This window comes from Erwinia sp. 2186 (assembly GCF_057812255.1).
The window spans coordinates 13,940-34,623 of record NZ_CM173824.1 but is presented as its reverse complement, the minus strand read 5'-3'; the positions used below and the strand labels follow the sequence as shown (position 1 = coordinate 34,623).

Below are 20,684 nucleotides of genomic sequence, written 5' to 3'. Positions count from 1 at the left end.
AGGGGAACGATTATGGCTTATCAATCACAGGATATTATTCGTCGTTCCGCCACCAACGGCTTCACGCCTGCCCCGCAGGCGCGCGATCATCAGCTGGAAGTGGCGAAACTGATCGACGTGACCACCTGCATCGGCTGCAAGGCCTGTCAGGTTGCCTGTTCGGAGTGGAACGACCTGCGCGATGAGGTCGGGCATAACGTCGGGGTGTACGACAACCCGGCCGATTTGACCGCCAAATCCTGGACCGTGATGCGCTTTTCCGAGGTGGAGGAGAACGGCAGGCTGGAGTGGCTGATCCGCAAAGATGGCTGCATGCACTGCGCCGATCCCGGCTGCCTGAAGGCCTGCCCGTCCGAAGGCGCGATTATTCAGTACGCCAACGGCATCGTCGATTTTGAGTCCGAGCAGTGCATTGGCTGCGGCTACTGCATTGCCGGCTGTCCGTTCGATGTGCCACGGCTGAATAAAGAGGACAACCGCGTCTATAAATGCACGCTGTGCGTCGATCGTGTCACCGTCGGTCAGGAACCGGCCTGCGTGAAAACCTGCCCCACCGGTGCCATCCACTTTGGCAGCAAAGAGGAGATGAAGCAGGTTGCCGCAGAGCGCGTGACCGAACTGAACAGCCGCGGCTACGATCATGCCGGGCTGTACGATCCGGAGGGCGTCGGCGGCACCCACGTGATGTATGTCCTGCATCACGCCAACAAACCTCAGCTGTACTACGGCCTGGCGGAAAACCCGTCGATCAGCCCGGCGGTCACCTTCTGGAAGGGGATCTGGAAACCGCTGGCGGCGATTGGCTTTGCCGCCACCTTCGCGGCCAGCGTGTTCCACTACGTCGGCATCGGGCCGAATCGGGTGGAAGATGACGACGATAACCTGCACGACAGGGAGGAAGACCAATGAGAAAGCGCGACCGCATTCAGCGTTACAGCGCGCCGGAACGCATTAACCACTGGATCGTGGCGTTTTGTTTTGTGTTTGCCGCACTCAGTGGGCTCGGCTTCTTCTTCCCGTCCTTTAACTGGCTGATGCATGTTCTCGGCACGCCGCAGCTGGCGCGCATTCTTCACCCGTTTATCGGCGTGATTATGTTTGCCGCCTTCTTGCTGATGTTCCTGCGCTACTGGCGGGATAACCTGATTGAGCGCGACGATCTGGAGTGGGCAAAGAACATCCGTAAAGTGGCGCAAAATGAAGAGGTCGGGGATACCGGCCGCTATAACTTCGGCCAGAAATGCGTGTTCTGGGCGGCGATCGTCAGCCTGCTGTTGTTGTTAGCCAGCGGCATCGTCATCTGGCGGCCTTATTTCGCCGACGCATTCTCCATCCCAATCATCCGCCTGGCGTTGGTGGTCCATTCCGTCTCGGCAGTGGTGTTGATTATGGTCATCATGGTGCATATCTACGCGGCGCTGTGGGTGAAAGGCACCATCACCGCGATGGTTGAGGGCTGGGTAACGCCGGCCTGGGCAAAAAAACATCACCCGCGCTGGTATCGCCAAATCAGAAAGAATAAACCCTAAAATCAGCCCGTTGCTGGCAGAACCGGGGTGCCGGTGCACCCCGGACGCGGGCAGAAAAATGGCTTAAAATTTCCCAAAACAAGGATCGGGGTGATACCGGGCGCTATAATTCCGAACAGAAATGCGTATTCTGGGCAGATATCCTCACCACAGGAAAAGAGACTGATGACTATTCGCATAATCCCGCAGGAGCAGCTGGAGAAAAGCGACAAAAATGCGGCGGATTTTATTCCGCCGTTACTTTTCCCCAGGTTGAAAAATTTATACAGCCGACGCGCGGCCCGGCTGAGAGAACTGGCGGAGAAAAATCCGCTGGGTGACTACTTACGCTTTGCGGCGGTGGTGGCCAGTGCGCAGGAAATCGTGCTGTACGATCATCCTTTGCAGATGGATCTTCATGCCCGACTGCTGGCGACGGCAGCCAGCGGAAAGCCGCCGCTGGATATCCACACCCTGCCCCGCGATCACCACTGGCAGCGGCTGCTGCACTCGCTGATTGCCGAAATGAAGCCCGAGATGACCGGTCAGGCGCTGGCCTCGCTGGAGAATCTGGAAAAAGCCTCGGCGACCGAGCTGGAAACCATGGCCAGCGCACTGTTCTCTAACGAATTTGCCCAGGTCAGCAGCGATAAATCACCGTTTATCTGGGCGGCGCTGTCGCTGTACTGGGCGCAGATGGCGGCGCTTATTCCTGGCAAAGCCCACGCAGAATACGGCGAACAGCGGCAGTTCTGCCCGGTGTGTGCCAGCGTGCCGGTGGCCAGCGTGGTGCATATGGGCACCCAGGGCGGCCTGCGCTATCTGCACTGCAACCTGTGCGAAAGCGAATGGTATGTGGTGCGATCAAAATGCAGCAACTGCGAACAGACCCGTGACCTGCACTACTGGTCACTGGACTCCGAAGTGGCACCGGTTAAAGCGGAAAGCTGCGGCGATTGCGGCACTTACGTGAAAATGCTCTATCAGGAAAAAGATCCGGCCGTTGAGCCGGTGGCGGACGATTTGGCCACCCTGATCCTCGACGCCCGTATGGAGCAGGAAGGTTTTTCACGTAGCAGTTTGAATCCCTTCCTTTTTCCGGGAGAATAACGGCAGCCGCTGGGGCCACCTGCGCCAGCGATGCTATCTGTCCACTCCGGCCGACACCTGTCGGCGCCACAGGGGAAATGCGTAATGAAATTGATTGGCACCTATACCAGCCCTTTTGTCCGTAAGATTTCCGTCATCATGCTGGAAAAGGGCATCACGTTTGAATTCATTAACGAAAATCCCTGGACTGATGAAAGCCACGTGCCCGGCTACAATCCGCTGGGAAAAATCCCGGCGCTGGTGACCAGCCCCGGTGAAACCTGGTACGATTCGCATATCATTGCCGCCTATCTGGAACAGATGGACATTGCGCCTGCGCTGGTGCCGCGCGATAAGCTGGCGGCGTTAAAGGTGCTTCAGCTGGAGGCGCTGGCTGACGGCATTGGCGATGCGGCGGTGATTTTGCTGCGCGAACAGATGCGTCCGCCCGAGTTTCAGATGGAAGCGCAGCTGCTGCGCCAGCGTGAGAAGATCCAGCGCGGGCTCGATGCACTGGAAATCGAGGCGGCAAAAGGCACGGTGCTCAACAGCGACACGCTGAATCTGGCCGATATCGCCACCGCCTGCCTGATCGGCTTCCTCAACTTCCGCCGGATTGTGCCGGGCTGGTGCGTTGAGCGACCGGCGCTGATCAAACTCGCTGAGAAGATGTTTGCCCGTGACAGCTTTGCCCGTACCGTTCCTCCAACCGCCTGATCCATTATACGGACGTAATGAAGACACTATTCAGTCAGCTTCCCGCCATCGATAGCCTGCTTCGGGAGCCTGCCATGCAGGCTCTGCGCGTTAAGTATGGCCATCAGCAAACCACCGACACCCTGCGCGCCCTGCAACAGGAAGCCCGCGAGCAGATTCTGGCGCAGCAACAGCTTCCCGTCTGGTGCAGCGACTGGTCGCAGGCTGCCGCGGCTCGCCTGCAACGGCAACAGAGCACGGCGCTCAAGCCGGTGCTGAATCTCACCGGCACGGTGCTGCACACCAATCTGGGACGCGCATTGCTGTGTGAGGAGGCCGTTGCGGCGGTGACTCAGGTGATGCGCTCGGCGGTGACGCTGGAGTATGCGCTGGAAGAAGGCGAGCGTGGGCATCGCGACCGCGCGCTGGCTGAGCTGCTGTGCCAGCTGACCGGGGCAGAAGACGCCTGCATCGTCAATAACAATGCCGCCGCCGTGCTGCTGATGCTGGCCGCGCTGGCTCCCGGTAAAGAGGTGGTGGTCTCCCGCGGCGAACTGGTCGAAATCGGCGGCGCGTTCCGCATTCCCGACGTGATGAAGCAGGCGGGCTGCACGCTGACCGAAGTGGGCACCACCAACCGCACGCACCTGAAGGATTACCGCCAGGCGCTGACGGAAAACACCGCGCTGCTGATGAAGGTCCACACCAGTAATTATCAGATTGCCGGCTTTACCTGCTCGGTCGCCGAAAGCGAGCTGGCGACGCTGGGCGAAGAGTGCGGCGTGCCGGTGATCGTCGACCTCGGCAGCGGCTCGCTGATTGACCTCAGCCAGTACGGCCTGCCGGCGGAACCGATGCCGCAGCAGCTGATTGCCGATGGCGCCAGCCTGGTGAGTTTTTCTGGCGACAAGCTGCTTGGCGGCCCGCAGGCCGGCATTATCGTCGGCAAGAAAGCGCTGATCGCCCGTCTTCAGCAACATCCGCTGAAGCGGGCGCTGCGGGTCGACAAAATGACGCTGGCTGCCCTTGAGGCCACGCTGCAGCGCTATCTGCAGCCGGAAACGCTGGCCGTTCAGCTCCCCACGCTGCGCCTGTTAACCCGCACGCCACACTCGATTGCCGAACAGGCCGGGCGCCTGTTGCCGGTGCTGCGCCAGGCCTGTGGCGCGCATTTTTTGGTGGAGATCGCGCCCTGTTTATCGCAGATCGGCAGCGGATCGCTTCCCGTCGATCGCCTGCCCAGCTTTGCGCTGACCCTGACGCCGCACGACGGCTCCGGCAGCCGCCTGCAGCAGCTGGCCGCCAACTGGCGAAAACGCGAGGTGCCGATCACCGGACGTCTCTCCGCCGGAAAACTCTGGCTGGATCTGCGTTGCCTGGAAGATGAAGAACTGTTTATCAGGATGATTTCGTTATGATTATCGCCACTGCTGGTCACGTCGACCACGGTAAAACGGCGCTGCTGGAAGCGATCACCGGCGTGAATGCCGATCGCCTGCCGGAAGAGAAAAGCCGGGGAATGACCATTGACCTGGGCTACGCCTACTGGCCGCAGCCGGACGGTCGGGTAATCGGCTTTATCGATGTTCCCGGCCATGAAAAATTCCTCGCCAATATGCTGAGCGGCATCGGCGGACTGGATCGCGCGTTGCTGGTGGTGGCCGCCGACGACGGCATCATGCCGCAAACCCTGGAACACCTGGCGATCCTCCAGCTCAGCGCGGTGCCGGCCCTGACCGTCGCCCTCACCAAGGCGGATACGGTTGACGAAGCCCGCCTGCAAAGCCTCAGTGGCGACATCACCGCCCTGACGCACGACATGGGCTGGACGATCGATCTGTTTATCACCAGCACCCTGTCCGGGATGGGCGTTCCGGCACTGGCTGCGCACCTCAGCCAGCTTCCCGACAGGGAAAGAGCCGCAGGCAAAACCTTCCGTCTGGCCACCGACCGGGCGTTTAACGTCAAGGGCGCGGGTACCGTGGTGACCGGCACCGCGCTCAGCGGCACGGTGAAGGTCGGCGATAAGCTGTGGCTGACCGGCCTGAACAAAGCGGTGCGGGTTCGTGGCTTGCATGCGCAGAATCAACCGGTTGAACAGGCGTATGCCGGCCAGCGCATCGCCCTCAATCTGAGCGGCGGCGTGGAGAAAAACGATATCTCACGCGGTGACTGGCTGCTGGAGTCCCCGCCTGAAGCGGCTTTCGATCGCGTTATCGTCGAATTGAGCAGCCACCAGCCGTTGCGCCAGGGACAGCCGCTGCATCTTCATCATGCCGCCAGCCATATCACCGGCCGGATTTCACTGCTGGAAGGCGCGCTGGCGGAGCTGGTGCTGGATAAACCCCTTTGGCTGGCCGATAACGACCGGCTAATCCTGCGGGATATCAGCGCGCAACAGACGCTGGCGGGCGCCCGCGTGGTGCAGCTTACGCCGAGGCGGCGTGGCAAGCGTCAGCCGGACTATCTGCGCTGGTTACATCAGCTGGCACAGTCTGCTGAGGATCCGCAGGCGATTGCGCTGTACCTGAAAGCCCAGCCGTGCCGCAGAGAAGCGCTAAGCTGGGCCCGGCAGTTAACGCCGGCGGCGCTGGCCGCCTGTGTGGCAAGGATTGCACCGGTTGAGGCCGGTGACACTCTGCTGCTGAGCGACACGGCAGAAATGTGGCAGGAGCAGGTATTACTGACGCTGGCGGAGTACCATCAGAATAACGGCGATCGGGCCGGTCTTGGCCGTGACCGGTTGCGCCGCATGGCGCTGCCCAACTTGCCTGACACCGTTGGCCTGGCGTTAATCGATCGCCTGTCGGCCAGCGGTAAACTCAGCAATAACCGGGGCTGGTTGCATCTTGACGGCTTCAGTATTCAGTTTGAGCCGGACGAAGCCGCGCTCTGGCAGCAGTGCGAGCCGCTGTTTGCCCATAACGCCTGGTGGGTCAGGGATCTGGCGACCACCCTTGCCGTAGACGAAGAACGCATGCGGCAGGTGCTGCGCAAGGCGGCCCAGGCCGGATACATCACCGCGATTGTGAAAGACCGCTATTTCCTCAGCGAACAGATGACGGCGCTGGCCGATATGATCCGCCAGCGTGATGCAGAAGGACTCTCCACCAGCGCGGCGGATTTCCGCGACAGCCTTGGCGTGGGTCGCAAGCTTGCCGTACAGATTTTGGAGTTTTTCGACCGCAGCGGCTTTACCCGTCGCAAGGGCAACGACCATTTACTCAGGGATGCCGGGATGTTCCTTTAATGAAAACACTGCACGTTCTGAAGCACTACTATCACGCCCGTCCCCGCCTGCTGGTGGCCTTAGTGCTGGCCGTGGTGTGCTTTTTCTTTTTACCGGGGCAGCAGCCGCTGGTGCAGAGGCTGTTGGTCAGCTGGAACGTGCTCGCCTGGCTGTACCTGCTGTTCCTTTGGTGGCTGCTGTTAAGAACGCCAACCGATCGGATTGCCCATATCGCCCGCGAACAGGATGAAAGCGCCGGCACCGTGCTGGCCCTGGTGTGCCTGACCTGTATGGTCAGCCTGCTGACCATTCTATTTGAGCTGACCGCCGTCAAACATCTGCCGCAGGCGCAGCAGGCCGGCCATATTGCCCTGACCGCCGCCACGCTGGTGGTTTCCTGGTCGCTGTTGCCGACCGCCTTTGCCATGCACTATGCCCACCTGTATTACCAGCAAGAGGGGCAAGGCGAAAAAACGCTGCTGTTCCCCGAAAAACCCGAGCAGCCAGGCTACTGGGATTTTATTTACTACGCCTTCACCATCGCGGTGGCCGCGCAGACGGCGGATGTCTCCACCGGCAATACCCGGGTTCGCCGCATTACCACCCTGCAGGCGGTGTTATCGTTCTTGTTTAATCTGGCCATCCTGGGCCTGTCGATCAACGTCGCAGCAGGCTTGCTCAGCTGACCATTTGAACTCAGAAGCGCGCGCTGACCCCGAGGTTATACATAAACTGTTCCCCGGAACTCAGCCCGCCGGTCTGGGAAACGGAGGCAAAGGCCGCCACCGAATCCCCCAGCGGCATATGGGCACCGACGGTGACATCCACCCAGTTGCTGTCCTGCTCTGCCGTATCACGGGTGAACGAGGTTTGGGTGGATTTCAGTCCGCCGCCCGCCCGCCAGACGTTATCGCCAAACTGGTGGTTATAACTGACCTCCGCCCACGGGTTCAGCCAGCCCAGCTGGGAATCGACCCGCCAGCCCAGCGCACCAATCTGTGAGTGATAGTTCTGATCATCAAAGCGCATGGCGGTGCTGCTGTTGCCCTGCTCCTGGTAGCCGTCCACCGAACTGTAATCCAGCGCGTATTGCGCTACCGGGCCGGTGGTCAGCAGCGTGCCGACCGGGAAGTCCCAGCCGGTGGTGACTCTCGCGCCGATCTGGGTGCCGTTGGTTTCACCGCTTTCGGTTCGCGTGGCGGGCCCCAGCGTCAGGCGACGCTTGATGCTGTCGTAACTGGCCGAGGCATAGTGCGCGTCGGTATTCACCCAGCCGTTATCGAAGAACGACAGCTCGCTGTAGGCCGAAATCAGCCAGCCGCGCATCTTATACTCATAATCTGGCGTCGGTTGCTGCGAGTCGTTAGAGCCGGAGACCAGCGCGCCCACCAGCAGCGTGTCGGTCAGCTTGTAGTCCACGCCCAGCGTCAGATTATGCGTGGTGGCATCGCCATCGCCGGCGGCGAGGTTGCCGGAATAGTCATTGTGTTGGCCAGCATAGCCGCCATACAGGCTGAACGCGCCCTGCGGATACTCGCCGTGGCGCTGCTGTTGCAGATGGCTGTCGAGGGTGGCGCGCGCATCGCGGGACATCGCCAGCGTCGCCTGATTCAGCGCCACCACCTGCGCAGGCGCGTCCAGCACCGACTGGATGTAATCGGCAATCAGCAAATGGGTGGCAGGACTGGGATGCAGACGGTCAGCAAACAGAAACGCCTGCTGGCTGGAGAAGCCCGGCGTTGAGGAGCTGCACAGCGCCGCAGACACGCCCGGCGGACAGGCCATGCCGGCGGTGTTACTCAGGCCATAATGCGCCGGATCGGCCAGCACTTCGTTAAACAGCCCGTTGATATCAACCCGGACAATGTTGCCACCCTGACGGGCCAGCTGCGCGTCTTCCTGTTGGTTATAGCTGTCGGTTAACGCACTGGCCTGCGCGCTGAGCGCTTGCCAGGCATCAAACAGCTGGTCGGCGATCGCATCCTGCAACACGCTGACCGTGGTGAGCTGTCCGGCCGCGGCGGTCAACGCCTGCTTGATCGCCTGGTTGCGGGCATCGGGATTAAGGGTAGTCTGACTGTTCAGCGAGGCAAACGCGGCGGTCAGCGCTGAATTAGCGACGGGTGCGAGGCCGGCCTGGATCACCGCCTCCAGCAGCGCCGGCGTGGCGCCAATATTGGGCACGGTGGGCACAATGACCGTGTTGGCGCCGGCGGTTAGCAGCGCATGAACCTGATTAGCCGCCGCGAACGCGCTGGTACTGACAATACCGTTCGCCGCCACGGGATTAAGCGCCGCGGCCGCCAGATCGTTACCGCCAACCCAGTGGACATACAGGCCATCCGCATCGGCCCGGCCCCCGTTGGCAGCGAGGTAAGTCTGCACCTGGTCGGCGGTATTATCGACCGGATTAAGCGCCGCCACCGCCACCGCATCACCGGCGGCGTAGTTGGTCCCGCCGCGATCGGAAGGGCGCAGAGATTGATTAATTTTGGCCGCCAGCACATCGTCGTACAGCGGATGCTGGCTGCCATCCCAGGTGTAACGGCCATTGTTGCCGCTGTCACTCAGGCTGTCGCCAAAGACATAAATCTGATCCCAGCCGAGGGCCGGGCTGCTTGCACAGAGATAACACGCCATCGACACTGCCCCAAAGGCCAGATAGCGTGTGCCATACCGTTTCTTTGACATGAAATGACTCCAGAAAAGAGCCTAAAATCGATAAGAGTGCGCGTATTATTGAATTTATTTACTGGTCAACCTGTCACTAACTATTGCCTGGAACGCGATAACGTCAAGGCAGCGGTGATTATTTTTCGGTCAACTTCATAAGGAAATTTAACCATGCAGCGATGCGGCTGGGTTTCACAGGATCCGATCTATCTTGCCTACCACGATACCGAGTGGGGCGTACCGATCACCGACGGCCAGGCGCTGTTCGAAATGCTCTGTCTGGAAGGGCAAATGGCCGGGTTATCGTGGCTGACGGTGTTGAAAAAGCGCGAAAATTACCGCAACGCCTTCCATCAGTTCGATCCGCAGGCGGTGGCGCTGATGAATGAGGACGACATTGAACGCCTGATGCAGGACAGCGGCATTATTCGTCATCGCGGCAAAATCGCGGCAATTATTGCCAATGCCCGCGCGCTGCTGGCAATGGAAGCCCGGGGCGAACCCTTTAACACCTTTATCTGGGATTTTGTCGATAACGCGCCGCAAATTCACCGACATGCCGATTATCGCACCGCACCGACCTTTAGCCCGGTCTCTGATGCGCTTTCAAAGACCCTTAAAAAGAAAGGTTTTAAATTTGTTGGTACCACCACCTGTTATTCATTTATGCAGGCCTGCGGGCTGATTAACGATCATGCTACCGGCTGTTTTTGTCACCCGGATAACCTGAAGTAGCGTCTCTTTACACTTTAAGACCAAAGCACCGTTATTTTTTGCAAATTCCTCGGCATAATCGGCGTTTTACGGGCAAATTTGCCCGCCGTTGCAATTGAAAAGGAATCCCGATGAAGACGCGTTTTACGACTCTTGCTCTGGTTTTGAGCGGTACGATCGCCCTGTCAGCCTGTACGACAAATCCGTACACCGGCGAGCGCGAAGCAGGTAAGTCTGGTATTGGTGCTGGCCTTGGGGCGGCCGTGGGCGCGGGTGTCGGCATGCTGTCATCCTCGAAAAAGGACCGTGGTAAAGGCGCGCTGATTGGCGCAGCGGCCGGTGCGGCGCTCGGCGGTGGTGCGGGCTATTATATGGATGTGCAGGAAGCCAAGCTGCGTGACAAAATGAAGGGTACCGGCGTCAGCGTTACCCGTCAGGGCGACAATATCGTGCTGAATATGCCGAATAACGTCACCTTCGACAGCAGCAGCAGTACGCTGAAACCGGCGGGCGCCAACACCCTGACCGGCGTGGCGATGGTACTGAAAGAGTATCCAAAAACCGCGGTTAACGTGGCGGGCTACACCGACAGCACCGGCTCCCGTCAGCTGAACATGACCCTGTCGCAGCAGCGTGCGGACAGCGTCGGCAGCGCGCTGATCACCCAGGGCGTGGCCGCGAATCGCGTGCGCACCAGCGGGATGGGCCCGGATAATCCGGTCGCCTCTAACAGCACCGCTGAAGGCAAAGCGCAGAACCGTCGCGTGGAAATCACCCTCAGCCCGCTGCAGTAAGTTTGTCCGTGCCGGGCGGCGCGTTTAGCCCGGCAATTCCCCCTATTCCGTCAAGCCACTTCCCTTTCACAACCGCATTCCACGGGCCGAAGCGCAAAGATGGGCGCGCCGGCGCTTATGCTTTATGATGGCCCGATCCGCTTTCGGCAATTCCGGGCTATCTTAGGGTAACAAGGCCAGTACTGGCTGAAAGGTCGTTTTTCTTCACTGTGACAGTTTTAAGGATCGCTATGAACCGCAAGGCGGCACGAGCCACCATCAGCGACGTCGCTAAAGCGGCAAAGACCGGGAAAACCAGCGTCTCGCGTTATCTGAACGGCGAGCAGAACGTCCTGTCGGCGGATTTAAAGCAGCGGATTGAAACCGCCATTGCCGAGCTCAACTATCGCCCAAGCCAGATGGCGCGCGGGCTCAAACGCGGCCGCACCCGCTTAATCGGCCTGATTATTGCCGATATCACCAATCCCTATTCGGTCGATGTGATGTGTGGCATTGAAGCTGCCTGCCGCGCGCAGGGCTTTACCTTGCTGATGTGTAACACCAACAACGAGGTCGATCAGGAGCAGCATTATCTCAACCTGCTGAGCAGTTATCAGGTCGAGGGGATTGTGGTGAATGCGGTGGGGATGCGCGAAGAAGCGCTGAACCAGCTTCAGCAATCCTTTTTGCCGATGGTGCTTATTGACCGAAAAATTCCTGATTTCCCCTGTGATGTGGTCGGTCTGAACAACGCTGAAGCGGCGACCGAGGTCACCACTCACCTGATCGGACAGGATTATCAGGCCATTCTGTTTGTGACCGAGCCGCTGGGCATGGTCAACACCCGCCACGAACGCCTGCGCGCCTTTCAACACACCATGGCACAGCACCCCGACCGCCTTGCCGAAAAAGCGGAAGTCGCCCTCACCGACAGCGCCGGCATGGATCGGGTTCTGCACGCCTTCTGGCAGCAGCACGGGGAAAAACGTTGCGCGGTGATGGTGGTTAACGGCGCATTGACGCTGCAGGTTGCCCGTTCGCTGAAGCGCCTTGGCCTCAACTGGGGTGAGCACATTGGCCTGCTGGGCTTTGATGAGCTGGAGTGGTCAGAGCTGGCCGGCGTCGGCATCACCACCTTTAAGCAGCCGACCTGGCAGATCGGCTATTCCGCGCTGGAACAGGTGATCCGCCGCATTGATGGCGACACCTCGCCACCGAATGACTGCGTGTTCTCCGGCGAGCTGATTGTTCGCGGATCGACGACCTTACTGCACAACAAAGCCTGATCCCCTCAGGCTTTTTCAGACCATTCCCGCCAAAATCCTGTTCACATCGTGAGCGCGATCATAAAACGACACTCTGCCCCTTTGCTTTGGAACCGGTTCCATTTAACGTTTTTATAACGCCAAGGCCATCCCGTGCCTGGAGGACCCGATGGAAAGAGAAGTGATAGTCGTCACCGCGGCCTATGGTCGCGAAAAAATTGCCGCACTCGGCGGCCAGCAGGCGGTCGTGCCGATCGTCGCCGCAGCGGGTGCAGATGGCGTGGAGATCCGCCGTGAATTGTTCAGCGATAAAGAGCTGCAATCGCTGCCGGCACTCGGCAAAGCCATTGCCGATGCGCGCCTGACCGCCTTTTATTCGGTGCCGGAAGCGCTGTTTACCGAACAGGGTGAGCTTAATCCGCACCTCGATCGTCACCTGGTCGAAGCTGAGCAATTAAACGCCCAGCGACTAAAATATTCGCTGGGGCACTATCAATGTGGTTTTGACGCATCCGCACTGCGCGAAAAGCTGGCAAGTCAGCCTGTCCAGCTGGTGGTTGAGAACGATCAGACCGATTGCGGCACGCTGGCTGCGCTTGAGGGCTATGCCCGGGACGGTGGCGAAGCACGCGCCGACAGCGGGTTGACCTTCGATATGGGCAACTGGCTGTGGGTGGGCGATGAGCCCATCGCCGCGGCCCAGCGCCTCAGCCCTTACGTCACGTATATCCACGTTAAAGCCGCCGCGCGCAAAGGTCACGCCTGGCAGGCTGTGGCGTTGGATGATGCCGATAACCTGTGGCGCGAAACGCTGGCGCTGTTACCGCGCGAGGTGCCGCGCGGCATTGAATTCCCACTGGAAGGCGACGATCTGGTTGCCGTCACCCGCCACTACGTTGACCTGTTGAAAGAGGATTAAGCGATGAGTCTGCATAACAACGGCACGCTGGATGCGGTGACAATTGGTGAAGCGATGGCGATGTTTGTGGCCACCGAAGCCGGAGATTTGGCGGCGGCCGAACGCTTTGTGAAGCGTATTGCCGGTGCTGAGCTGAACGTGGCGATTGGCCTCGCCAGGCTCGGACTGAAGGTGGGCTGGGTCAGCCGCGTCGGTGACGACTCGTTTGGCCGCTTCACCTTGCAACAGCTGGAAAAAGAGGGCGTGGATCATCGCCAGGTGACCACCGATGCCCGTTACGCCACCGGTTTTCAGCTGAAATCAAAAGTGGATGACGGCTCAGATCCGCTGGTGGAATATTTCCGCAAGGGCTCCGCCGCCAGCCATCTGTCCGTCGATGACTTCAACCGCGACTATTTTGGCTCGGCGCGCCACCTGCATTTAAGCGGCGTGTCGGCGGCAATTTCGACCTCCTCGCTGGCGCTGTCTAAACACGCCGCGCAGGAGATGAAGCAGATGGGCAAAACCATCTCTTTCGATCCGAATCTGCGCCCGGTGCTGTGGCCGAGCGAGCGCGAAATGGCCAAACAGCTGAACACGCTGGCCGGTTTTGCCGACTGGGTGCTGCCCGGTATCAGCGAAGGCAAAATACTCACCGGCTACGATCAACCGGAAGCCATTGCCGATTTTTACCTCGATATGGGCGTCAAAGCGGTGATTGTGAAAACCGGCTGCGACGGCGCCTGGTATAAAACCTCAGCGGGCGAAAAAGGCCAGGTCGAGGCAATCAAAACGGAGAAGGTCGTGGACACCGTCGGCGCAGGCGATGGCTTTGCCGTCGGGGTGATCAGCGCGTTACTGGAAGGAAAACCGTTGCCCGCAGCGATTCGTCGCGGCAACAAAATCGGCTCACTGGCGATTCAGGTGATCGGCGACAGCGAAGGGTTACCGACGCGCGCTGAACTGGGCGATTTCTAGCCCTTAACCACTGCCAGAGCCGGCAACATAATGAAACCGCATCGTTTCCCTACAGGACAGAATGCGGTAAACCTCAAACAGAGGATCCACCTATGAACAAACAGAAAACAATCGCGCCTAAACGCTGGTGGTACATCATGCCCATCGTGTTTATCACCTACAGCCTGGCGTATCTGGACAGGGCAAACTTCAGCTTTGCCTCCGCTGCAGGGATAAACGACGATCTGGGGATCACCAAAGGCATGTCATCGCTGCTGGGCGCCCTGTTCTTCCTCGGCTACTTCTTCTTCCAGATCCCTGGCGCTATCTATGCCGAACGCCGCAGCGTGAAGAAGCTGGTGTTCGTCTGTTTGATTCTGTGGGGCGTCTGCGCGTCATTAACCGGCATGGTGAGCAACATTCCGATGCTGGCGGCGATTCGCTTTGTGCTCGGCGTGGTGGAAGCGGCGGTAATGCCCGCGATGCTGATTTATATCAGTAACTGGTTCACCAAATCCGAACGTTCACGCGCCAATACCTTCCTGATCCTCGGTAACCCGGTCACCGTGCTGTGGATGTCGGTGGTGTCTGGCTATCTGATTGAAGCCTTCGGCTGGCGTGAGATGTTTATTTTCGAAGGGATCCCGGCGGTGATTTGGGCGGTTGCCTGGTGGTTTATGGTGCAGGATAAGCCTGCGCAGGCCAAATGGCTGAGCGACGATGAAAAAGCCGCGCTGCAGGCGCAGCTGCAAAAAGAGCAGGAAAATATCAAAGCGGTGCGCAATTACAGCGAAGCCTTTAAATCCCGCAACGTGATTATCCTGTGCGTTCAGTACTTTACCTGGAGCATTGGCGTGTACGGCTTCGTGCTGTGGTTACCGTCGATTCTGCGTAACGGCAACCAGATGGGCATGGTGGAAGCCGGCTGGCTGTCCGCCGTTCCTTACCTCGCCGCAACCATTGCGATGATTGTGGTCTCCTGGGCGTCGGATAAGTTACAAAACCGCAAATTGTTTGTCTGGCCGTTGCTGTTGATTGGCGCGCTGGCGTTTTTAGGGTCATATCTTGTAGGAGCCAATAATTTCTGGCTGTCGTTCACCCTGTTGGTGATTGCCGGTGCCGCGATGTATGCCCCTTACGGACCGTTCTTCGCCATTATTCCGGAGATGCTGCCGCGTAACGTGGCCGGTGGCGCCATGGCGCTGATCAATGCGATGGGTGCGCTGGGCTCATTCCTCGGTTCGTGGGTGGTCGGTTACCTGAACGGTGCCACCGGCAGCCCTTCAGCGTCGTATATCTTTATGGGAGGATCGCTGTTGATTTCAGTCTGGCTGACGTTGATTGTGAAGCCGGCGGAGAATAATCAGCCCCCGATGCCCCGCGGCGCTAAACACGCTTAAAAATGCAAAACGGGCCAGCTGGCCCGTTCCTCAATTTAAAAGGGAGACGAAATGAAACCTTCTGTGGTGCTGTATAAAAAATTACCGGACGATCTGCGCGCAAAGCTCGACGCCCATTTTACCGTCACCGAGATTAACGGCCTGACCCCAGAAAACCTGAGTCAGCACGCGGCGGCTTTTCAGCAGGCTGAAGGCATTCTGGGATCCGGAGGCAAGGTTGACGCCGACTTCCTGAGCAAAGCACCAAAGCTGCGTGCCGCCTCCAGCGTCTCGGTTGGCGTGGATAATTTCGATATCGCCGCCCTTAACGATCGCGGTGTGGTGCTGATGCACACGCCTACCGTGCTGACCGAAACCGTGGCCGATACCATGATGGCGCTGGTGCTGGCATCGGCCCGTCGCGTGACCGAAGTCGCCGAGCGGGTGAAAGCCGGTGAGTGGAAAAGCAATATTGGCGCGGACTGGTTCGGTATCGACGTTCACCACAAAAAGCTGGGTATTTTGGGCATGGGCCGCATCGGCCTGGCGCTGGCACAGCGCGCACACCTCGGCTTCAGCATGCCGATCCTCTATAACGCGCGTAAGCATCATGAAGAAGCCGAACAGCGTTTTGATGCCACCTATTGTGACCTTGATACGCTGCTGAAAGAGTCTGATTTCCTGTGCATCAGCCTGCCGCTGACTGACGAAACCCATCACCTGATTGGCCGTGAACAGCTGGCAAAAATGAAGTCCAGCGCGGTGCTGATCAATGCGGGCCGCGGTCCGGTGGTCGATGAGCAGGCGCTGATTGCCGCCCTGAAAGACGGCACCATCCACGCCGCAGGTCTGGATGTCTTTGAGCAGGAGCCGTTACCGGCAGACTCTCCGCTGCTGACGCTGCCAAACGTGGTGGCGCTGCCGCATATCGGTTCGGCGACCCATGAAACGCGTTATGGTATGGCCAGCGATGCGGTGGATAACCTGATTGCGGCGTTGACCGGCAAGGTAGAGAAAAACTGCGTGAACCCGCAGGTGATCAAATAAGCCGAGACGGGCTTAAAAGGAAGAACCAGGCCACCCATCCTGCCGGTGGCCTGGCGTTTACCCCTTAGCGTGCCAGCCAACCGCCATCGACCGCCAGCGTGTAGCCATGCACATAGTCTGAAGCGGGCGAGGCCAGAAACACTACTGGCCCTTTCATATCTTCAGGACGTCCCCAGCGGCTGGCCGGAATGCGGTCAACGATTTCACCGTTGCGCTTTTCATCCGCCCGCAGCTGCTGCGTATTGTTGGTCGCCATATAGCCCGGCGCAATCGCATTGACGTTGATGCCGTGCTTCGCCCACTCATTCGCCAACAGACGCGTCACGCCCATAACCGCGCTTTTCGACGCGGTGTAAGAAGGCACCCTGATCCCGCCCTGATAAGAGAGCATTGAGGCAATATTGACGATTTTGCCGCCGAGACCCTGCTTAATAAACTGTTTCGCCACCGTCTGGGACATAAAGAACACCGATTTAATGTTCAGGTTCATCACGTCGTCCCAGTCTTTTTCGCTGAAGTTGATCGCATCTTCGCGACGGATGATGCCGGCGTTATTGACCAAAATATCGACCCTGCCGAATTCGGCGACCGCAGTTTCTACCAGACCGGCAAGGCACTCAATCTGTCCCAGATCGGCGGTCAGGCTCAGAAAGCGACGACCCAGTCCTGCCACCATGCCGTGGGTTTCAGTAGGCTCGACAATATTAATACCGACAATATCGCAGCCCGCCTCGGCCAGCCCGACGGCCATTCCCTGCCCCAGCCCGGTATCGCAGCCGGTGACGATGGCCACACGGCCCTGCAAGCTAAACGTATTCAAACTCATGGTGATCTTCCTTTTCAGTGGCTAATTTAATTTTCACCCTTTTCTCTCAGGCGCGAATAAATCCCGCCGTAATAATCGGATTAGCCTGGAATAAAATTAAGAGAGGTCTAACAGCGCGTGCAAAGCATCCCTGATGATTTATCGAGGGCACACTATAGCCAAAGATAAACCCCGATAACCGTGATCGACGTCGAAATTAACGGGGATTGATACGTTATTTTCATAAAAACAAAACGCTGTTTCATTTATTATTAATGCGGCATGTTAATTACCGGTTAATTATTTCAAGGTAATGTTAAGGTATTATTTAATGGCAGCGACGACCAGCACAGGATGCCCCGGCCGCGCAAGGAAACCTGCTTTAACAAATGCTTTACCGTTTTCACGGAGGTGCGATTGCATCCCGCCTGGGCTGGCGTTAAGGTAAACCTCCACACGATCAGACAAAGTAGTTAACACGTTATGAGCTTTTCCGCCTTCGGTGACAAATTTACGCAACATTCAGGCATTACGCGCCTGATGGAAGATATGGGTGAAGGATTACGCACACCGGGAGCAGTGATGCTGGGCGGCGGCAATCCCGCACAGATCCCCGCAATGAATGACTATTTCCAGCAGCTGCTGCAACAGATGCACGATGAAGGCAAGCTTGCCGAGGCGTTGTGCAACTATGATGGCCCGCGCGGAAAAACCACGCTGCTGGAGTCGCTTTCTACTCTGCTGCGCGAACAGCTTGGCTGGGAAATCAGCCCGAAAAATATCGCCCTCACCAACGGCAGCCAGAGCGCGTTCTTCTATCTGTTTAACCTGTACGCCGGCCGTCGCGCCGATGGCAGCAAAAAGCGGGTGCTGTTCCCGCTGGCACCGGAATACCTCGGCTATGCCGATGCCGGGCTGGATGAGGATCTGTTTGTCTCCACCCGTCCAAATATCGAGATGCTGCCGGAAGGCCAGTTTAAATATCACGTTGATTTTGAGCATCTCAACATCACCGATGACACCGGGCTAATCTGCGTCTCACGCCCGACCAATCCCACCGGCAACGTGATCACCGACGAAGAGCTGATGAAGCTCGATGTGCTGGCGCAACAGCATCAGATCCCGCTGCTGATTGATAATGCCTATGGCGTGCCTTTCCCCGGCATTATCTTTAGCGAAGCGCGACCGCTGTGGAACCCGAATATTATTCTGTGCATGAGCCTGTCGAAGCTCGGCCTGCCGGGCGCCCGCTGCGGCATTATCATTGCCGATGAGAAAGTGATCTCGGCCATCAGCAATATGAACGGCATTATCAGCCTGGCGCCCGGCAGTATTGGCCCGGCCATCGCCAATGAGATGATCCAGCGTGGCGATTTGCTGCGCTTGTCGGAAGAGGTGATCAAGCCGTTCTATCAGCAGCGGGTGACCGAAACGATTGCCGTCATTCGCCGCTATTTGTCGGAAGATCGCTGCCTGATCCATAAGCCTGAAGGGGCGATTTTCCTCTGGCTGTGGTTTAAAGATCTGCCCGTTTCAACCGAAGTGCTGTATCAGCGGCTGAAAAAGCGCGGCGTGTTGATGGTGCCCGGCCACTTCTTCTTCCCCGGTCTGGAGCAGGAATGGCCACATACGCATCAATGTATGCGCATGAACTATGTGCCGGACAACGACACTATCGAACGGGGAATTGCGATCCTCGCCGAAGAGATCGCGCGGGCGCATCAGGAAGGATAAAAAAGGGCCGCTGCTGCGGCCCTTGCTTTTGGCGGGCCGAAAACCTCAGCATCCTGCACAACCGCATTTGTGACGCCGACGGGGCTTTCAGGGCATCGAAACGCAAATTTTTTAACCATCTGCCGATGAATGTCATACACTCAGGGAAGAATTCGTCGCACCAGTGCATGAGTCGCCACAGAGCGGCCGGGAACTCCCTGCACATGACGATAACAATCAGGCCGGCGTTGCCGTGACTGAAGGGATGATGATGATGAAAGTGTTAAATAAATGCCGCTGTGCCAGTCTGCTGGCCTGCCTTTCTCTGGTCAGCACCACGGGATGTTCCAGCATAATGAGCCATGCCGGCCCGGATCAGGGGTACTATTCCGGCACACGTGCTGGCGCTGCGACCGTTGCAGACAGCAATAACGGCTGGGTGATGCGTCCGCTTGCTGCCCTCGACCTGCCGTTTTCAGCCGTAGTGGATACGATTTTGCTGCCATGGGATTACTATCGTAGCGGCAAAGACCAGACGGCAAGCTCCCCGCGTGAACGCGTGCTGCAAAGCGAGCGGCTAAACCACACTAACGAAAGCCTCGCCACGGCGGCCCCAATGCCGAGCACTACGCCTCCTCAGTAACGGCGTCAGGCAAATTATTCCCCCACGCTGACCACAAACACCTGTTGCCAGCCGTTGACGTTGCGCAGGTAGGCCACATGCAATCCATCCGGCGAACAGACCACCGCATCCGCCAGTGGCGCGTCGTCCGTTCTTGCCGTCAGACGCTGCAGCTTGCCGCTCGCCACATGACATAGCATCACGCTGTTATCGTTGATCAGCGCCACTGTGCGCCCATTCGGATGCCAGCTGAAGGCGGACTGAATATCACTCTTCGCCTGGGTGACCTGCCGTGGCTCGCCGCCCGTTGGCGCAACCGTCCACAGCTGAACCACCCCCGCGTCATCTTTCATCAAAAAGGCAATGGCGCGCCCGTCAGGCGAACTGCGTAACCAGTGACGCGGCGCGGTTGCCAGGCCAGGATAAGCCCGTTGATGGGTGAAGGTCAGGCGGCGCTGGAAGACGTTTTCCGGCGGCGCAGGCAGGCTGGTTGGGGTTCCGGCCAGCGGCGCATCGCCCTCCAGCGCGTAATCGGCCATTTTCGCCGGCAGATCGACCAGAAACACCTCCGGCACCTTGTCGCCGTTTGCTGCCAGCGTGTCGCCAATAAAGGCCAGCGCCCAGCGCTGACGGTGACCATCATGTTTCAGATAGCCCTCTTCACCGACCCAGCCCTCTTCATATGCCCGGTTGATATCGTCACTGCCGGCCACCGGTGTTGAGGTGGTTTTGCTCACCAGTACGCAATAATGGCTGCCATCGTATTCGCGGGGATGCTGCTTCGGCGGGCACACCGCATGCAGCGGCACGGCAACGCCGACGTTACGTAAATCTTCGCCGTTGTGCAGCTCATGCATCAGATGATCGTTATAGGTAAAGCTGAGGCGCGAGCCGTCAGGGCTGAAGACATGCACGTGCGTGCCGCCCCGCAACGCGCCGGCGGTGAAAGGTGGCGTGATATCGCAGGCGTCCAGATTCTCCAGATGGCCGTGTTGAATAATGACGCCACGGCGATGGTGAAAATCATACTTCCACTGGCTGTCCGGGTGTTCCGGGCCGTGGATGCACACATAGCGCGGCGGTAAATCGGGGCTGGCGGTGACCACGCCGACATGCGCGCCGTCTTTGGCCTGATACAGCACTTCCGTCTGGCCGCTGAGGTTAACCCGCTCAACGGTCAGGCTGGTAAAGGTGGCGCCATTTGGCCGCACGTCATACACCAACCACTGGCTGTCTGCCGTCCAGATGTTGATGTTGGTGAGTTGGTGATTGCGTGGATCAAACGTCAGCTGTGTCTCTGTCATCATGCTTACCCT

The 20,684-nt window shown here is 58.6% G+C and carries 20 protein-coding genes; 16 read left to right on the top strand and 4 right to left on the bottom strand.

The window, feature by feature from the left end; translation table 11 throughout:
- Window positions 1-12: 12 nt before the first annotated feature.
- The 7 genes from fdxH (at window position 13) to ACXKZG_RS00130 (ending at window position 7,208) form a co-directional block, all read left to right on the top strand.
- Window positions 13-909, top strand: coding sequence for a formate dehydrogenase subunit beta (gene fdxH / locus ACXKZG_RS00160; RefSeq protein WP_488875509.1), 897 nt, complete (start codon window positions 13-15; stop codon window positions 907-909).
- Window positions 906-1,529: a formate dehydrogenase cytochrome b556 subunit gene (gene fdoI / locus ACXKZG_RS00155; protein WP_488875508.1), complete on the top strand. Its 624-nt coding sequence runs from the start codon at window positions 906-908 to the stop codon at window positions 1,527-1,529. The genes fdxH and fdoI overlap by 4 nt, the downstream gene beginning before the upstream one ends.
- Before the next feature lie 165 nt (window positions 1,530-1,694).
- Complete coding sequence (gene fdhE, locus ACXKZG_RS00150) at window positions 1,695-2,618, top strand: formate dehydrogenase accessory protein FdhE (protein ID WP_488875507.1); 924 nt, start codon at window positions 1,695-1,697, stop codon at window positions 2,616-2,618.
- A gap of 84 nt (window positions 2,619-2,702) precedes the next feature.
- Complete coding sequence (locus ACXKZG_RS00145) at window positions 2,703-3,314, top strand: glutathione S-transferase (RefSeq protein ID WP_013204539.1); 612 nt, start codon at window positions 2,703-2,705, stop codon at window positions 3,312-3,314.
- Window positions 3,315-3,331: 17 nt separating this feature from the next.
- The gene (gene selA / locus ACXKZG_RS00140; RefSeq protein WP_488875506.1) at window positions 3,332-4,711 is read left to right on the top strand and encodes an L-seryl-tRNA(Sec) selenium transferase; all 1,380 of its coding nucleotides are present in this window, start codon (window positions 3,332-3,334) and stop codon (window positions 4,709-4,711) included.
- A complete protein-coding gene (gene selB / locus ACXKZG_RS00135; RefSeq protein WP_488875505.1) occupies window positions 4,708-6,543 on the top strand; it encodes a selenocysteine-specific translation elongation factor in 1,836 nt (611 codons plus the stop codon). Before selA ends, selB begins: the two co-directional genes overlap by 4 nt.
- Window positions 6,543-7,208, top strand: a complete 666-nt coding sequence (locus ACXKZG_RS00130) for a DUF1345 domain-containing protein (RefSeq protein ID WP_488875504.1) — start codon at window positions 6,543-6,545, stop codon at window positions 7,206-7,208. The genes selB and ACXKZG_RS00130 overlap by 1 nt, the downstream gene beginning before the upstream one ends.
- Window positions 7,209-7,218: 10 nt before the next feature.
- On the opposite strand, the gene ACXKZG_RS00125 is transcribed toward ACXKZG_RS00130, so the two are convergent.
- Window positions 7,219-9,162, bottom strand: a complete 1,944-nt coding sequence (locus ACXKZG_RS00125; protein WP_231853726.1) for an autotransporter outer membrane beta-barrel domain-containing protein — start codon at window positions 9,160-9,162, stop codon at window positions 7,219-7,221.
- A gap of 204 nt (window positions 9,163-9,366) precedes the next feature.
- Between ACXKZG_RS00125 and ACXKZG_RS00120 the strand changes: the two genes are divergently transcribed.
- From ACXKZG_RS00120 to ghrB, 7 genes are all read left to right on the top strand, one after another.
- Window positions 9,367-9,930: a DNA-3-methyladenine glycosylase I gene (locus ACXKZG_RS00120; protein ID WP_488875503.1), complete on the top strand. Its 564-nt coding sequence runs from the start codon at window positions 9,367-9,369 to the stop codon at window positions 9,928-9,930.
- 110 nt (window positions 9,931-10,040) lie between these two features.
- Window positions 10,041-10,703 carry an OmpA family lipoprotein gene (locus tag ACXKZG_RS00115; RefSeq protein ID WP_013204545.1) on the top strand — a complete coding sequence of 221 codons (663 nt, stop codon included), beginning with the start codon at window positions 10,041-10,043 and terminating at the stop codon, window positions 10,701-10,703.
- Window positions 10,704-10,933: 230 nt separating this feature from the next.
- A complete protein-coding gene (locus tag ACXKZG_RS00110; protein WP_013204546.1) occupies window positions 10,934-11,968 on the top strand; it encodes a LacI family DNA-binding transcriptional regulator in 1,035 nt (344 codons plus the stop codon).
- Between the two features lie 148 nt (window positions 11,969-12,116).
- Window positions 12,117-12,866: a sugar phosphate isomerase/epimerase family protein gene (locus ACXKZG_RS00105; RefSeq protein ID WP_488875502.1), complete on the top strand. Its 750-nt coding sequence runs from the start codon at window positions 12,117-12,119 to the stop codon at window positions 12,864-12,866.
- A gap of 3 nt (window positions 12,867-12,869) precedes the next feature.
- Window positions 12,870-13,823: a sugar kinase gene (locus ACXKZG_RS00100; protein ID WP_488875501.1), complete on the top strand. Its 954-nt coding sequence runs from the start codon at window positions 12,870-12,872 to the stop codon at window positions 13,821-13,823.
- A 92-nt stretch (window positions 13,824-13,915) separates the two neighbouring features.
- Window positions 13,916-15,202: an MFS transporter gene (locus tag ACXKZG_RS00095; protein ID WP_053141095.1), complete on the top strand. Its 1,287-nt coding sequence runs from the start codon at window positions 13,916-13,918 to the stop codon at window positions 15,200-15,202.
- 51 nt (window positions 15,203-15,253) lie between these two features.
- Window positions 15,254-16,228, top strand: coding sequence for a glyoxylate/hydroxypyruvate reductase GhrB (gene ghrB / locus ACXKZG_RS00090; RefSeq protein ID WP_151036178.1), 975 nt, complete (start codon window positions 15,254-15,256; stop codon window positions 16,226-16,228).
- A 64-nt stretch (window positions 16,229-16,292) separates the two neighbouring features.
- Here the strand turns inward: ghrB and kduD are convergent, their stop codons facing one another.
- Together kduD and ACXKZG_RS00080 are read right to left on the bottom strand one after the other, a co-directional pair.
- Window positions 16,293-17,054, bottom strand: coding sequence for a 2-dehydro-3-deoxy-D-gluconate 5-dehydrogenase KduD (gene kduD, locus ACXKZG_RS00085; RefSeq protein ID WP_346600372.1), 762 nt, complete (start codon window positions 17,052-17,054; stop codon window positions 16,293-16,295).
- Window positions 17,055-17,357: 303 nt separating this feature from the next.
- Entirely contained in the window at window positions 17,358-17,555 is a 198-nt protein-coding gene (locus tag ACXKZG_RS00080; RefSeq protein WP_162096470.1) for a hypothetical protein, read from the bottom strand.
- Between ACXKZG_RS00080 and ACXKZG_RS00075 the strand changes: the two genes are divergently transcribed.
- Both ACXKZG_RS00075 and ACXKZG_RS00070 read left to right on the top strand, forming a co-directional pair.
- Window positions 17,517-18,767: a valine--pyruvate transaminase gene (locus ACXKZG_RS00075; protein ID WP_105760536.1), complete on the top strand. Its 1,251-nt coding sequence runs from the start codon at window positions 17,517-17,519 to the stop codon at window positions 18,765-18,767. The two genes, ACXKZG_RS00080 and ACXKZG_RS00075, sit on opposite strands and share 39 nt — an antisense overlap.
- A 253-nt stretch (window positions 18,768-19,020) precedes the next feature.
- Entirely contained in the window at window positions 19,021-19,389 is a 369-nt protein-coding gene (locus tag ACXKZG_RS00070; RefSeq protein ID WP_488876297.1) for a YceK/YidQ family lipoprotein, read from the top strand.
- 14 nt (window positions 19,390-19,403) lie between these two features.
- Here ACXKZG_RS00070 and ACXKZG_RS00065 read toward each other — a convergent pair whose 3' ends face one another.
- Window positions 19,404-20,672: a YidR family protein gene (locus ACXKZG_RS00065; RefSeq protein WP_134824835.1), complete on the bottom strand. Its 1,269-nt coding sequence runs from the start codon at window positions 20,670-20,672 to the stop codon at window positions 19,404-19,406.
- Window positions 20,673-20,684: the final 12 nt, after the last annotated feature.

Excerpts from the sequence above, each read along its gene's own strand:
- kduD (WP_346600372.1), bottom strand. The coding sequence starts at position 17,054 with ATGAGTTTGAATACGTTTAGCTTGCAGGGCCGTGTGGCCATCGTCACC.
- ACXKZG_RS00110 (WP_013204546.1), top strand. The coding sequence starts at position 10,934 with ATGAACCGCAAGGCGGCACGAGCCACCATCAGCGACGTCGCTAAAGCG.
- fdxH (WP_488875509.1), top strand. The coding sequence starts at position 13 with ATGGCTTATCAATCACAGGATATTATTCGTCGTTCCGCCACCAACGGC.
- selA (WP_488875506.1), top strand. The coding sequence starts at position 3,332 with ATGAAGACACTATTCAGTCAGCTTCCCGCCATCGATAGCCTGCTTCGG.
- ACXKZG_RS00145 (WP_013204539.1), top strand. The coding sequence starts at position 2,703 with ATGAAATTGATTGGCACCTATACCAGCCCTTTTGTCCGTAAGATTTCC.
- ACXKZG_RS00095 (WP_053141095.1), top strand. The coding sequence starts at position 13,916 with ATGAACAAACAGAAAACAATCGCGCCTAAACGCTGGTGGTACATCATG.
- fdoI (WP_488875508.1), top strand. The coding sequence starts at position 906 with ATGAGAAAGCGCGACCGCATTCAGCGTTACAGCGCGCCGGAACGCATT.
- ACXKZG_RS00120 (WP_488875503.1), top strand. The coding sequence starts at position 9,367 with ATGCAGCGATGCGGCTGGGTTTCACAGGATCCGATCTATCTTGCCTAC.
- ACXKZG_RS00130 (WP_488875504.1), top strand. The coding sequence starts at position 6,543 with ATGAAAACACTGCACGTTCTGAAGCACTACTATCACGCCCGTCCCCGC.
- ACXKZG_RS00125 (WP_231853726.1), bottom strand. The coding sequence starts at position 9,162 with ATGGCGTGTTATCTCTGTGCAAGCAGCCCGGCCCTCGGCTGGGATCAG.
- fdhE (WP_488875507.1), top strand. The coding sequence starts at position 1,695 with ATGACTATTCGCATAATCCCGCAGGAGCAGCTGGAGAAAAGCGACAAA.
- ACXKZG_RS00075 (WP_105760536.1), top strand. The coding sequence starts at position 17,517 with ATGAGCTTTTCCGCCTTCGGTGACAAATTTACGCAACATTCAGGCATT.
- ACXKZG_RS00080 (WP_162096470.1), bottom strand. The coding sequence starts at position 17,555 with ATGTTGCGTAAATTTGTCACCGAAGGCGGAAAAGCTCATAACGTGTTA.
- ACXKZG_RS00100 (WP_488875501.1), top strand. The coding sequence starts at position 12,870 with ATGAGTCTGCATAACAACGGCACGCTGGATGCGGTGACAATTGGTGAA.
- ACXKZG_RS00105 (WP_488875502.1), top strand. The coding sequence starts at position 12,117 with ATGGAAAGAGAAGTGATAGTCGTCACCGCGGCCTATGGTCGCGAAAAA.
- selB (WP_488875505.1), top strand. The coding sequence starts at position 4,708 with ATGATTATCGCCACTGCTGGTCACGTCGACCACGGTAAAACGGCGCTG.
- ghrB (WP_151036178.1), top strand. The coding sequence starts at position 15,254 with ATGAAACCTTCTGTGGTGCTGTATAAAAAATTACCGGACGATCTGCGC.
- ACXKZG_RS00065 (WP_134824835.1), bottom strand. The coding sequence starts at position 20,672 with ATGACAGAGACACAGCTGACGTTTGATCCACGCAATCACCAACTCACC.
- ACXKZG_RS00115 (WP_013204545.1), top strand. The coding sequence starts at position 10,041 with ATGAAGACGCGTTTTACGACTCTTGCTCTGGTTTTGAGCGGTACGATC.
- ACXKZG_RS00070 (WP_488876297.1), top strand. The coding sequence starts at position 19,021 with ATGAAAGTGTTAAATAAATGCCGCTGTGCCAGTCTGCTGGCCTGCCTT.